Genomic DNA, 13732 nt, shown 5'->3' on the forward strand with positions numbered 1-13732 from the left:
CGGTGCATACGTGCAGCAAAAAGCCCGCAACTGCGGGCTTTTTGTCGGATGCGGCTGGAACTTAGGCTGGCAGCAGCGCCTGCTTCATCTTCTGCAGCGCCTTGGCTTCGATCTGGCGGATGCGCTCGGCCGAAACGTTGAATTCGGCGGCGAGGTCGTGCAGGGTCTTGCCTTCACCTTCGTCGGCCAGCCAACGTGCCTCGACGATACGACGGCTGCGTGCGTCCAGCGTATCGAGCGCCTCGACGATGCCTGCCGATTGCAGGCGGTCGTAGGCACGGCGATCCAGCGTGGCCAGCGGCTCATTGTCGTGGTCGGCCAGCCAGTCGATCGGGGCGTAGCCGTCCTCATCGTTGTCGTCTGCCATCAGCGCCACATCCTGGCCGCTCATGCGCAGTTCCATTTCCAGAACTTCCTCGCGCTTCACGCCCAGGTCGTCAGCAATTTCCTGCGCTTCCTTGTGGGTCAGCGCGGAGAGGCTGGACTTCATCGAACGCAGGTTGAAGAACAGCTTGCGCTGCGCCTTGGTGGTAGCCACGCGCACCAGCCGCCAATTGCGCAGGATGTATTCGTGGATTTCGGCCTTGATCCAATGCACGGCGAACGAGAACAGACGCACGCCACGATCACCGTCGAAGCGCTTCACCGCCTTCATCAAGCCGATGTTGCCTTCCTGGATCAGGTCGGCCTGCGGCAGGCCGTAGCCGGCATAGCTGCGGGCAATGGATACCACCACGCGCAGGTGAGACATCACCAAGCGGCCGGCCGCCTCGATGTCGTTGTCGCGACGAAGGCGGGCGGCCAGGGCGGTCTCTTCTTCCTGTGTGAGCATGGGGATGGCATTGACGCGCTGGATGTACGACTCAATGCTGTCGCCGCCCGAGATGACGGGAAGGGTGAGACTGTGGCTCATGTGTTTCTCCTTGGCCTGAACCGGTAGTTCCGGAACGATGTTAGCACTCGAACGATTCGAGTGCTAAGCCGTCTGGAAAGTTCACACTACCGTTCGGTTTTTAATAGGACTAACTCGAACAGAGTTTAGTCCGATTGCATGGCCGTGTGCAGCTAAATTATCGCTATCGGACCGATAGCCAAGATCGCCCATATTTACCTTGCCGTTGGCTTCAGAAGAAGCGGCGTAGATGACGCCAGACGGCGAGCCAGGCGCCGACGAGGCTGAGCAGCACCGTGGTAAGGCAGACGGCGCCGATTTCCAGCGGTCCCGGCAGGTGCAGCGCGAAGCGCTGGCCATAGGCACTGGCCAGTTCGGCGACGGTCGGGTTGAGCCAGTGCAGCGCTGCCCCGACGATGCCGCAGGCAAGCAGGCCGCCGATCAGGCCCTGCATGGCGGCGGCATAGAGGAAGGGGCGGCGGATGAAGGCGTCGGTGGCGCCGATCAGCTTGGCCACTTCGATCTCGTCGCGGCGGGTGAGGATCTGCATGCGGATGGCGTTGCCGGTGATCAGTGCCAGCGCTACCGCGAGCAGCACGATGATGACCTGCAAGAGCCCTTCGCCCACCCGGATCAGCCGCTCCAGCCGCTGTGCCCACGCCGAATCGAGCTGCACCTCGTCGATGCCCGGCAACTTGGCGATTTCCGCCTTCAGCGCATCGAGTGCCGCCGCGCTGGCATCGCTGCGCGTGGTGACCAAGAAGGCATCGGGCAGCGGGTTCTCGGCGAGGCCGGCCAAAAGATCATCGCTGCCGACTCGCGCCTGCAGCCCTTTCAGCGCTTCGTCCTTGCCGACGAAGCGGGCATTGGCGACGCGTCCATCACGCGCCAGCAGCTCCTTCACCGCGCCGACCTCGCCAGCGCTCGCTGCGGGCTTGAGGAAGATCGACAGTTGCGGTTCCACCGGCATGTGGGCGGCTACATCGGCGACACTCGTCAGCAGCAGGTAGAAGCCGAACGGGAAGGCGGCGGCGATGGCGATCACCAGCAGGTTGAGCCCGTGGTTGACCGGGTGGCGCACCATGGCGGCCAGCGTGTGGCCGAAGGCGAGGGCGTTCAGGCGGAACCAGTGTTTCATTGCGTCCTCACGCGGTGAATTCGCCGTGCTTCAGGCGCAGGATGCGGCGGCCGTAGTCGGCCATTAGCGTCTCGTCGTGCGCCGAGATCACCAGCGTTACGCCCACCTGGTGGAACGATTTGAACAGCTCCAGGATGTCGTGCGCGTAGTCGCGGTCCAGGTTGGCGGTCGGCTCGTCGGCGAGCAGGATGGCCGGGCGGTGCACCACTGCGCGGGCAATGCACAGCCGCTGCTGTTCGCCGCCGGACAGTGCTACCGGGTTGAGCTTCTCCTTGCCGGCGAGGCCCACCTTGTCGAGCGCGGCCAGCACCCGGCGTTTCACCTCGCGACCATCGAAGCCGATGATGTCGAGCGGCAGGCGCACGTTGTCGTACACGCTGCGGTCGTACAGGATCTTGTGGTCCTGGAAGATCAGCCCGAGATGGCGCCGCACATAGGGCAGCGCCTTGCGGCCGAGCCGTGCCACGTTCTGGTTGTTCACCAGTACGGCGCCGCTGGAGGGCTTTTCGATCCCGGCGATCAGCTTGAGCAGCGTCGACTTGCCCGCACCCGAGTGGCCGGCGAGGAACACCAGTTCGCCAGTCTGGATCTCGAAGCTGAGGTTCTTCACGGCATCGAAGCCGCCGGGATAGCGCTTGCTGACTTGCTGGAACTGGATCATGGGCCGGGTCGGAATGGGCGCGATGGGCTGGATGTTAAAGCGCGCGGGCGGCGTGGGCTAGAGCCTGCCATCCCGGAATTCCGGCGCATTGCGGCGTGCCCGCCGCAAGCGGCCCGTCTCACACCAGCACCACATCGAACTGCTCTTGCGTATAGGCCGTTTCCACCTGCAGGTAGATCGGCTTGCCGATGAAGTCGGCCAGCATGGCGAGGCTGGCCGATTCCTCGTCGAGGAACATGTCGATCACGTTCTGCGACGCCAGGATGCGGTATTCGCGGGCGTTGAACTGCCGCGCTTCGCGCATGATCTCGCGCAGGATGTCGTAGCAGATGGTCTCGGCGGTCTTGATCTCGCCACGCCCCTGGCAGGTGGGGCAGGGCTGGCACAGCACATGGGCCAGCGATTCGCGGGTGCGCTTGCGGGTGATCTCGACTAGGCCCAGGCTGGTGAAATCGGACACCGTGACCTTGGTGCGGTCACGCGACAGTGCCTTCTGCAGCTCGTCGAGCACTGCGCGGCGATGCTCGTCGTTGTCCATGTCGATGAAGTCGACGATGATGATGCCGCCCAGGTTGCGTAGCCGCAGCTGGCGCGCGATCACGTGGGTGGCTTCGAGGTTGGTCTTGAAAATGGTGTCGTCGAAGTTGCGCGTGCCGACGAAGCCACCGGTGTTCACGTCGATGGTGGTCATCGCTTCGGTCTGGTCGATGATCAGATAGCCACCGAACTTGAGATTGACCCGGCGCGACAGCGCACGCTCGATCTCGGCCTCTACGCCATAGAGCTCGAACAGCGGCCGCTCACCGCCGTAGTGCTGGATGCGAGGCAGCACGTCCGGCACGAAGCTCGTTGCGAACTCGGTCATGCGCTGGAAGTTCTCGCGCGAATCGACCAGTACGTCGTCGGTCTGCTCGCTCACCATATCGCGCAGCACCCGCAGTTGCAGCGACAGATCCTGGAACAGCAGCGACTTGGCCGGCTGGATCTGCGACTTCTGCCGGATGTCCGCCCAGATCAGGTCGAGGTAGTCGATGTCGGCGCGCAACTCGCCATCGGCCGCATGGTCGGCGCTAGTGCGGATGATGTAGCCATGGTGGTCTTGCGGCAGCAGCTTCTCCAGCCGCTCGCGCAGATGCTCGCGTTCCTCACCGTTCTCGATCCGCTGCGACACGCCGATGTGGTGTTCCTGTGGCAGGAACACCAGGAAGCGCCCGGCGATGCTGATCTGGGTGGAGAGACGCGCGCCCTTGGTGCCGATCGGATCCTTGATCACCTGCACCAACACCGGCTGGCCCTCGTGCACGATCTTCTCGATGCGCTGCGCCTCGTTCGGGTGCTGGCGCTGCTCGATCACGTCGGCGATGTGCAGGAAGGCAGCCCGCTCCAGCCCGATCTCGATGAATGCGCTCTGCATGCCGGGCAGCACGCGCTTGACGATGCCGAGGTAGATGTTCCCGACCAGACCGCGCTGGCTGGCGCGCTCGATGTGGATGTCCTGCACCACCCCGTCCTCGACGGTGGCGACGCGGGTCTCCTGCGGGGTGATGTTGACGAGGATCTGCTCTTTCATGATGGAGGTCGGGTCCCCAGTGTTGCGCCGTGAGCCGGCGTCATTTGTAGTCTAGTGGTTGCGGAGCAGCGAGCGGCCCATCAGCAGCAGGCCGAGCTGCAGCAGCTCATCCCACACTTCCCCTTGGCCGATGCCCTTGTTCAACTGATCGATGCGGGTAGCGAGCGCCTGTGCTGCGCGCAACCGGCTGGCGTTGACGCGACTGAGCGCGCCGTCGATCAGCCGCTGCTTGTCGCCCCACACGCGGTTGTCCTTCAGGAGCTGCGCCATCGGCATGCCGCGGCTGCGGCCCTGGCCGATGCGCACCAGCGTACGGATTTCCTCGGCCATGGCCCAGAGGATCAGATGCGGCGCTTCGCCTTCGGCCTTGAGGCCCTGCAGCATGCGCACGAAGCGTTCGGCGTCGCCGGCGAGCAGCGTGGTGCCGAGCTGGAACACGTCGAAGCGGGCGACGTTGGCCACCGCCTGCTGCACGGCGTCGATGTTGAGCTCGCCTTCCGGATGCAGCAGGCCGAGTTTCAGTACTTCCTGGTGGGCGGCGAACAGATTGCCTTCGACGCGATCGGCAAGAAAATCGAGTGCTTCGCTGCTCATGCGCTGCTGCTGCGCCGCCAGGCGCTGGGCGATCCAGGCCGGGAGCTGGCTGCGCTCCACTGGCTTGGCCTCAACCACTTCACCAGCGCCAGCGAGGGCCTGGAACCACTTGCCGTTCTGTGCGGTGCGATCGAGCTTGGGCAGCTGCACCAGCGTGATGGTATCGGGCGGCAGATTGGTGCAGTACGCCTCGATGACCTTGGCGCCTTCGACACCCGGCTTGCCGGTGGGGATGCGCAGCTCGACCAGCTTCTGCTCGGCGAACAGCGAGAAGGAATTGGCGATCATGCCCAGTTGTGACCAGGCAAACCCGCTCTCCACCGTCAGCACTTCGCGTTCGGAATAACCGGCATTGCGGGCTGTGTCGCGCACCGCCTGCGCCGCCTCGATGGCAAGAAAGGCCTCGTCGCCGTGAATGGTGTACAGCGGGGCGAGGCCACGCGCCAGGTGGCGGGGCAGTTCCTCAGCGCGCATCCGGCAGGCCCGGCTGCGGCGTCGGGGTGACCGCGGTACGGGTCGCGGCCTGGCGCGCCAGCGCGGCGGTGCGGCGCAAGATCTGCTGGGCGGCGGCCTGCTGCATGTCGCGGATCAGCATCTGCTCCTGCGCTTCGTTGCCCAACGCATTGTTCTCGTCGTAGGTGTAGTCGCGGTTCAGCCGCAGCTCGCTGTTGCCTGCGAGCTCCTCACCCTCTGGCGAGATGACGCGATAGGTGAGGATGTAGAACATCCGGTACTCGGATACCCGGCCACTGCTGTTGAGTGTGCCGACCTTGCGCTCGCTGCGCTCGTTGCTCACATCGACCTGGGCAACGCCGCTGCGTGCGGCGGAAACCAGCGTGACATTGCCCAGCAACTGCAGGTTCTGCCGCAGCTGTGCTGCCACCGGGCCGGAACCGTTCACATAGGCGGTGCTGTACGGGAATTGCCCGCCCGGCCCCTGGCCGCGCAGATGGAAGCCGCAGGCGGTCAGCGCGGCGGCAAGGACGAGCAGGGCAAGCAGGCGCATAGGTTTTCCTGTCAGGCGACGATGTTGACGAGGCGGCCGGGCACCACGATCACTTTCTTCGGCGTGCCTTCGACGAACTTCTGCACATTTTCATCGGCCAGCGCCGCCGCCTCGATCGCTTCGCGGCTGGCATCCTTGGCCACCTTGATCTGTGCACGCAGCTTGCCGTTCACCTGCACCACCAGTTCGATCTCGTCCTGCACCAGCGCGCTGGCGTCGGCCTTGGGCCAGGGCTGTTCGAGCAGCTCGGTGCCCGGGCGCAGACTGGACCAGAGTGCATCGGCCGCGTGCGGCACGATAGGCGACAGCAGCAGTACAGCGGCTTCCAGCACTTCCTGCGCCACGGCGCGGCCAGCGTCGGAGTCGGTCTTGGCCTTGCCGTAGGTATTCAGGAGCTCCATCACCGCGGCGATGGCGGTGTTGAACTGCTTGCGGCGCCCATAATCGTCGCTGATCTTGGCGATGGCCGTGTGCAGCGCGAAGCGCAGGCCCTTCAACTCGGCGGAGAGTTCAACCGAACCCTCGTCGCCCTGGTACTTGGCGACGACACCGGCGGCAACATGCTCGTGCACGGTGCGCCACAGCTTGTTGAGGAAGCGGAATGCACCTTGCACGCCGGCATCGGACCATTCCAGGCCCTGCTCGGGCGGGGCGGCGAACATCATGAACAGGCGCGCGGTATCCGCGCCGTACAGCTCGATCAGCTGCTGCGGATCGACACCATTGTTCTTGGACTTGGACATCTTCTCGGTGCCACCTACCACTACCGGCTGGCCATCGGCCTTCAGTACGGCACCGGTGGTACGACCCTTGTCGTCGCGCTGCACGTCGACATCGGCCGGGTTGATCCAGTTCTTGTGACCGTCACCGGCGTCGCGGTAGAAGGTCTCGGCCACCACCATGCCCTGCGTCAGCAGGTTCTTGAACGGCTCGTCGCCCGAGACCAGATCCTCGTCGCGCATCAGCTTGTGGAAGAAGCGCGCATACAGCAGGTGCAGGATGGCGTGCTCGATGCCGCCGATGTACTGGTCGACGCCACCTTGGCCCAGCCAGTAGTCCGCTGCAGCTTTGTCGACCATGCCGCCGTCGAACTGCGGCGAGGCATAACGAGCGAAGTACCAGCTCGATTCAACGAAGGTGTCCATGGTGTCGGTTTCGCGCTTGGCTGCGCCGCCGCACTTGGGGCAGGTGGTTTCATAGAACTCGGGCATCCGTGCCAGCGGATTGCCACGACCATCGGGCACCACGTTCTCGGGCAGCTTCACCGGCAGCTGGTCGGCCGGCACCGGCACATCACCACAGCTCTGGCAGTGGATGATGGGCACCGGGCAGCCCCAATAGCGTTGGCGCGAGATGCCCCAGTCGCGCAAGCGATACTGAGTGCGCTTGGTGCCGTGGGTCTTGGCGGCCAGATCGGCGACGATGGCATCGAACGCGCCGGCAAAGTCCAGGCCATCGTATTTGCCGCTGTTCACGGTGGTCAGGTCTTCCTTGGCGCCATACCACTCTGCCCAAGTCGTAGCATCGAACGCTTGGCCTTCACCGGCGTAAACCTGCTTGAGCGGCAGGCCGTACTTGTTGGCGAACTCGAAATCGCGCTCGTCATGCGCCGGTACGGCCATTACCGCGCCTTCGCCGTAGCCCCACAGTACATAGTTGGCGACCCAGACCGGCAGCTTTTTGCCCGTCAACGGGTGGACGACGAACTGGCCGGTGGCCATGCCCTTCTTTTCCATGGTGGCGACATCGGCTTCGGCGACCGAGCCGGCCTTGCATTCGGCAATGAAGGCCTGCAGCGCGGCATTTCCCTCTGCGGCGCGGGTGGCCAGCGGGTGCTCGGCTGCGACGGCCACATAGGTCGCGCCCATCAGCGTATCGGGACGGGTGGTGTAGACCTTGAGCTGGCCGGCTTCACCGGTCGATTCGACGTCGTAGTCGAACACCACCTCGGCACCGAAGCTTTTGCCGATCCAGTTGCGCTGCATGGTCTTGACCTGCTCGGGCCAGCCATCGAGCTGGTCCAGGTCATTTAGCAATTCGTCGGCGTACTGGGTGATGCCGAAGTAGTACATCGGGATTTCGCGCTTTTCGACCAGCGCGCCCGAGCGCCAGCCGCGCCCGTCGATCACCTGCTCGTTGGCGAGCACCGTCTGGTCGACCGGATCCCAGTTCACGATGCCGGATTTCTTGTAGATCACGCCCTTTTCAAACAGCCGGGTGAACAGCCACTGTTCCCAACGGTAGTAGTCGGGCTTGCAGGTGGTGACTTCACGATCCCAGTCGATCGCCAGACCCAGGCTCTTCAACTGGATCTTCATGTAGTCGATGTTGGCGTAGGTCCACTCGGCCGGCGCGTGGCCGCCCTTGAGTGCCGCGTTTTCGGCCGGCATGCCGAAGGCGTCCCAGCCCATGGGCTGCAGCACGTTGTAGCCGTTCATTTTCATGAAGCGCGAGAGCACGTCGCCTATCGTGTAGTTACGCACGTGGCCCATGTGCAGCTTGCCGCTGGGATAGGGGAACATCGACAGGCAGTAATACTTGGGACGCGATGCGTCTTCCACGGCCTGGAATGCCTTGTTCTGGTCCCACTTCGTCTGGGCGGCGAGCTCGATCTCGCGTGGCTGGTATTGATCGTGCATGAGAAACCCGAAAACCGTTCGCAAAACACCGGATTATATGTCAAGGAGCCCGCATGAGAGCGTTGTTGATCGCAGCTTTGTTGCTCTGCACCAGCTGGGTCGGGGCGACCGAGGTGGAAGCGGTACAGGCGCCGGCCTGGCTGGTACGCGATGCGGTCAGGAAGCCGCTGGCACCGGGCATGGCGTTGCTGCCGCGCGATAAGGTGGTGACCGGCCCCGGCGCGCGGGTTTACCTGATGCTACCCGAGGGCAGCCGCGTGAAGCTGGGCGCAGGCGCCGAGTTCGTCATCGCGGCCAGCAACGAAGCCGATGGCAGCGCCACGCCGTTCCGTGCTGCGCTGGAGGTGCTGAAGGGCGCATTTCGTTTTACCACCGATGCGCTGAACAAGGTGGGCAAGCGCGAGGTGAATATCCGCGTGGCGACCGTGACTGCGGGCATCCGTGGCACGGACGTGTGGGGCAAGTCGGCGCCGGACAAGGATTTCGTCTGCTTGCTCGAAGGCCGTATTGCAGTCGCCGCCGACGGGCATCCGGAGCAGGCGATGACCGAGGCGGGTACCTTTTACCAAGTGCCCAAGGGGCAGGCACCGCTGCCGGTCGGCCCTATCCCGGAAGGCAAGCTCGCTGAGTGGGCGGCTGAGACCGAGATCGACCAGGGCGCCGGCGCAACGCGTGGTGACGGCGGCTGGCGTTTGGTGGCTGCGAGCGCCCCGCGCCAGGCCGACGCATTGCGTGTCTACGATGCATTGCAAGGTGCCGGCTATGCCGCCAAGCTGCGGCGCTACGGCAAGGGGCCTTATCTCGCTGTGATCGATGGCTATGCATCGGTGGCCGATGCCCGAGTCGATGCCGCACGCGTTGCGGCCTTGCTCGGTACGGCAGAAGGCGAGGTGGTGCAGTTCGTGCGGGAAAAGGGGCGCTAGGTGTTGGCTGGCTCAGCCATCCGGCAGCGCGTTGATCTCGTCGTAGAACAGGCCGACCAGGAAGCCCGGCGTTGCGGCATCGGGTACTTCGCGCAGGTCCACCGACAGTGTGTAGGTCGCGGGGTTGTAGAACAGGTGGCCGGCAATCTGCGGGGCAATCACGTGAAAACCGGTGGAGGTCGGATTCACTTCGAAGCCGGACTGGATCAAGCGTTGTTGCAGGCCGAGCAGTTTGCGGCTGGAGACACCGAGGATCTGGAAGGTGTGCAGGCCCATGTGGACTTTCCGAGCGGAGCGTCCGCTGTGTATGACAGCAGACATGTAAGCATGTTAAATAGGCTGACCTAGAATCGACGTATCAGTTGAGGATCAGTTGCCGCTCATCATCGGCAACGCTTCGACCCTGCCCATGAGTGATGCCTCTCCCGGCGCCAGCCGATCAATCACCCTGCCCGCCGGCCGCATTGCCGCCCTGCGCCGCGAACGGCTGCTGACTCAGGCCCAGCTGGTCGAGGCCTGCGTGCAGCGCCGCCTGTATGTCTCGATCGCCACGCTGAAGCGCGCGGAAGGCGGCCGTAGCGTCAGCCTGCGCACGGCCAGTGATCTGGCCCGGTTCTTCGAGATACCGCTGGCGCAACTGCTGGGCACTGCGGTGGTGGCTTCGCCGCCGCCGAGCTGGTCGGAAACCCGCACTATGCCGCTGCTGCAGCTGGCCGCCCCGCCATCCGGCAATCTGGCCGCGCGACTGGCGCAGGCCGGTGCCCAAGCACTGGATGGTACCGGTCTGAGTTTGGTGTTCGATCACGACGCGCCGCAGCGCATCGTCCATCTCGCACTCGAGGCGCAGGTCCACGATGCTGCGTTCGGTGCCTTCCTCGATTTCATCGACGTGGTGTGCGATGCCCACGGTGTGCAACCGTCGCGCCCCGCCTTGCCCCGCGTTGTGCAAGGGGGTGAGGTGACGATGGGCAGCGCGATGCAGGCGGCGCTGGGCGAGGCGCTGGTGCTCGAACCGTCCGGCGCCCGCTGGCGTGTGCTCGGCTGTGCGCCCAGCCAACTGCCGCAGGCACCGCGCCTCGTTGGGCGGCAGCTGGAGTGGCAGCGCCTGCGCGCCGGCCTGGAGAGCGGCGCCCAAGGTGGCGTCGCTTCACTGATGCTGCTGCGCGGCGGCATAGGCATCGGCAAGTCGCGCTTGGCTGGCGAGTGTGTAAGCCATGCGCAGTCGCTCGGGTATGCCTGCCATGTGCTGCCGGCGGGGCTGGATCTCGGTGGTGGCGACACGCTGCTGGAGCGGCTGGTGCTGCTGCTCGCCGGGTCCGGGCGCGCTGGCAAACCGCGTGGCTGGAGCCTGGAGCAACAGGCGTTGCTGGGCAAGCTGCGTGGTGATCCGCTCTCGACCATGATGCAGGGGCTGGTCGCGGCAATGAGCCCATCGCGTACCCAGTACTTGCTCGGCGAATTGCTCGGTGGCCTGCTGGGGCGCCACGCCGCAGCACAGCCGCAGTTGCTGGTGATCGACAACGGCCATGAGGCGAGCGAGCGCTTCTGGCAGACGCTGGTCGATACGCTGGCCGCGCACGCGGCCTACCCGGTGCTGGTATTGGCCACCTTGCGGCAGGGCGGTACCCAGGCGGTGGACCTGTCCGGCCGGGCCGCCCATGCCTGCGTGCCATGCCTGACGCTCGACCTGCCGCCGCTCAGCCAAGCCGATGCGTTGATGCTTGCCGAGGTGCTGGGCCGCGAGGCGCATCCACAACTGGCCCAGTGTGTGGCCCGGGCTGGCGGCAATCCTTTGTTTCTGTCCTGTCTGCTGGCCCAGCCGGTGGAGGAGGGCAGCCTGCCCGCATCGTTGCGGGCCGCGGTGCAGGCCGAACTGGCGCGGCTGGCGTCGCTAGAGCGCTATGCGCTTGGCATCATGGCCGTGGCCGGTGATGGCTGCCCGGCCGAGCTGCTCGCGGAGCTCGGCGGCGTGCGCGAGGCGGATTGGCCCTTGCTGGCTACTCGTGTGGGCGAGCACTGGCGCTTCGCCAGCACGCTGGTGCGCGAGGTGCTGTACCAACAGATGCCGACGGCAACGCGTCTGCAGCTGCATCGCCGGCTGGCCGACTGGTATCGCGAGCGCGATGCCGTCGCCTGCGCCCGCCACCTCGCGTTGGGCGGGGAGCCACGAGCGCTCGACGAGCTGCTGGCTGCCGCACGGGTGGAAGCGGATGCACTGCGTGACGAGCGCGCGCTGGGCCTGCTCGACATGGCCCGTGCGCTGCCGGCCAACGGCAGGCAGGCCGCGGCATTGCATACCTTGCAGGCGGAATTGCAGTTGCGCCATGGCAAGCCGACGCTGGCGGCCATGCACGCCCGCCTTGCGGTGGAGCATGCGGCAGACGTGCCGGCGTGGTCGGCGCGGCTGGCCGGCATAGAGGCACTGTTGCAGCTCGATCGCATCGACGAGGCACTGGCGGCGCTGGCGCAGATGGAGCGCGAGCTCGGTGCTGGCGGCGATGCACGCTGGCTGGCCCGACTTTATGCATTGCGCGGCCGAGCCTACTTCCCGCGCAACCGTATCGCCGAGAGTGCGTTGGCCCAGCAGTTGGCGTTGGCGCATGCGCGTGATGCTGGCGACGTGCGGTTGCAGGCGCGCGCGCACTCCGGCCTTGGCGACGCTGCGTATGCGCAGGGGGATTTCACCGCGGCGCGGAATGCCTACCGCGCGTGTCTGGCGCTCTGTGGCGCCGACAACCTGCTGCCGGAGCAGGCGGCGAATCGTTCGGCGCTGGGTTCGGTCTTGCTGTATCTGGGCGAGGTCACTGCCAGCCTGGAAGAGGCGCTGTATTCGCTCGATATCGCCCGTCGCATCGGCCAGCGGCGGGCCGAGGTGTTCGCGACGCTGGTCGCCGGTTGGGTATTGCTGGAAATGGACGAGCCCGATGCCGCGCGTGATTACCTTGCGCAGGGCCGGGCGGTCGCGGCGGCTGCCGGATTGCGGCGCTTCCTGCCGCTGCTTGATGAAGCGCTGGCACGCGCCGCTTACGAGTTGCGTGAGCCGGGCGAGGCGCTGTCGCTGGCGAGTGCGGCGTGTGCCGAAGTGGAGGCTGGGATGCTGCATGCCTATGTCGGGCCGTGGGCCCTGGCGACGCAGGCCGCGCTATCGGCAGCCGGCGAGCGCCCGGCCTTGCTGGCCCAGGCGAACACGCTACTGGCCGACAGCATGTATCACAACCGCCTGCAGTTTCATGCCCGGCTGATCGAGGCCAGCCTGCGCGAAGGCGACTGGGCGACCGTGGCGCGGCAGGCCAAGGTGCTGGCGGCCACCCGCCCGGATCTGCCTTGGGTGTTGTCCTATGCCGCGCTGGCTGGCGTCGATCGGGTGCCAGCCGAGCAACGGCATGCGTTGCTGTCCGATACTGCGCGCGATGCCGCTGCGCGTGGCTACCTGGCCCTTGCAAGGCGGCTGCGCTGCGCCGCCTGAGCGACTAGCGCAGCGTGCGTCCGAACAGGTCGAACACCAGCTCGTAGCCCAGCCGTTGCAGCTGGGCGTCGTAACGCTCGCCCTCGTCACGCATGAACGCGTGCTGGCCATTGAACTCGTGCCAGGTGAAATCGAGGCCGAGCGCGGCGAGCTTGGCATAGACCTCGGCGCGGCCGGTGGCCGGGATGTGCGGATCCTGCTTGCCCCAGATCATCAGCAACTCGCCACCGATCTCGCCCGCGCGCTCCATGCTGTGCTGACCTGGCTGGTTGGGAATGACCTGGCTGTGCAGATCGGTGGCGTAAAAGCAGGCGGTGCCGCGCACTTCCGGTTGCAGCGCGGCACGGAACGCGAGGTGGCCGCCGATGCAGAAGCCCATTGCGCCGAGCTGGCCCGCGTACCAGGGCTGGCTGGCCAACCAGTCGATCATGGCGCGGTTGTCGCTGTCGTAGCCTTCCACCGATTTGGCGGCCTTGTCGGCATTGCCCTTGTCGCGGCCGGGGTTGTCGTAGGCGAGTATGGTGCCGATCGGGTTGAGCTCATGGAAGACCTCCGGTACCAGCACCGCATAGCCGTGGCCGGCGAGCAAGCGCGCTGCGCGCTCGATCGGGCCGGTCTGCTGGAAGATTTCCGAGTAAAACAGCACCGCTGGATAGCGGCCTTCCGTGGCTGGCCGGTGCACATAGGTGCGCATGGTGCCGGTGGGCGTGGCGAGGTCGACGTGCTGGCTCTGGATGATCATGGCGTGGGCTCCGCTGGGAAATGGCGGCAGTGTAATCCAGGTGCGGCCGCTGCTGTGTCGATGACGGGAGCAAGTTTGGCAAAGCCGGCTAAGCTGGTAGG

Annotated in this window: 11 protein-coding genes; 2 read left to right on the forward strand and 9 right to left on the reverse strand. The window is 65.5% G+C overall.

Annotated features, from left to right (window positions below; genetic code table 11):
• Positions 1 to 61: 61 nt before the first annotated feature.
• From rpoH to leuS, 7 genes are all read right to left on the reverse strand, one after another.
• Complete coding sequence (gene rpoH / locus FLM21_RS03480) at positions 62 to 913, reverse strand: RNA polymerase sigma factor RpoH (protein ID WP_148714235.1); 852 nt, start codon at positions 911 to 913, stop codon at positions 62 to 64.
• A gap of 211 nt (positions 914 to 1124) precedes the next feature.
• Positions 1125 to 2030: a permease-like cell division protein FtsX gene (gene ftsX / locus FLM21_RS03485; protein WP_148714236.1), complete on the reverse strand. Its 906-nt coding sequence runs from the start codon at positions 2028 to 2030 to the stop codon at positions 1125 to 1127.
• Positions 2031 to 2037: 7 nt separating this feature from the next.
• A complete protein-coding gene (gene ftsE, locus FLM21_RS03490; protein ID WP_148714237.1) occupies positions 2038 to 2691 on the reverse strand; it encodes a cell division ATP-binding protein FtsE in 654 nt (217 codons plus the stop codon).
• 118 nt (positions 2692 to 2809) lie between these two features.
• Positions 2810 to 4261, reverse strand: a complete 1452-nt coding sequence (gene rng, locus FLM21_RS03495) for a ribonuclease G (protein WP_148714238.1) — start codon at positions 4259 to 4261, stop codon at positions 2810 to 2812.
• Between the two features lie 51 nt (positions 4262 to 4312).
• Positions 4313 to 5329, reverse strand: coding sequence for a DNA polymerase III subunit delta (holA, locus tag FLM21_RS03500; protein WP_148714239.1), 1017 nt, complete (start codon positions 5327 to 5329; stop codon positions 4313 to 4315).
• Positions 5319 to 5861, reverse strand: coding sequence for an LPS-assembly lipoprotein LptE (locus tag FLM21_RS03505; protein ID WP_148714240.1), 543 nt, complete (start codon positions 5859 to 5861; stop codon positions 5319 to 5321). Before FLM21_RS03505 ends, holA begins: the two co-directional genes overlap by 11 nt.
• An 11-nt stretch (positions 5862 to 5872) precedes the next feature.
• Positions 5873 to 8500, reverse strand: a complete 2628-nt coding sequence (gene leuS / locus FLM21_RS03510) for a leucine--tRNA ligase (RefSeq protein ID WP_148714241.1) — start codon at positions 8498 to 8500, stop codon at positions 5873 to 5875.
• 53 nt (positions 8501 to 8553) lie between these two features.
• Between leuS and FLM21_RS03515 the strand changes: the two genes are divergently transcribed.
• Positions 8554 to 9423, forward strand: a complete 870-nt coding sequence (locus FLM21_RS03515; protein WP_148714242.1) for a FecR family protein — start codon at positions 8554 to 8556, stop codon at positions 9421 to 9423.
• A 12-nt stretch (positions 9424 to 9435) separates the two neighbouring features.
• Here the strand turns inward: FLM21_RS03515 and FLM21_RS03520 are convergent, their stop codons facing one another.
• Positions 9436 to 9699, reverse strand: a complete 264-nt coding sequence (locus tag FLM21_RS03520; RefSeq protein ID WP_148714243.1) for a hypothetical protein — start codon at positions 9697 to 9699, stop codon at positions 9436 to 9438.
• Positions 9700 to 9832: 133 nt separating this feature from the next.
• Here FLM21_RS03520 and FLM21_RS03525 point away from each other — a divergent pair, with 133 nt between their 5' ends.
• Positions 9833 to 12889, forward strand: coding sequence for an AAA family ATPase (locus FLM21_RS03525; protein WP_148714244.1), 3057 nt, complete (start codon positions 9833 to 9835; stop codon positions 12887 to 12889).
• Positions 12890 to 12893: 4 nt separating this feature from the next.
• Here FLM21_RS03525 and FLM21_RS03530 read toward each other — a convergent pair whose 3' ends face one another.
• Positions 12894 to 13631: a dienelactone hydrolase family protein gene (locus tag FLM21_RS03530; RefSeq protein WP_148714245.1), complete on the reverse strand. Its 738-nt coding sequence runs from the start codon at positions 13629 to 13631 to the stop codon at positions 12894 to 12896.
• Positions 13632 to 13732 lie beyond the last annotated feature (101 nt).

The organism is Chitinolyticbacter meiyuanensis, from assembly GCF_008033135.1.
GTDB classification, from domain to species: domain Bacteria; phylum Pseudomonadota; class Gammaproteobacteria; order Burkholderiales; family Chitinibacteraceae; genus Chitinolyticbacter; species Chitinolyticbacter meiyuanensis.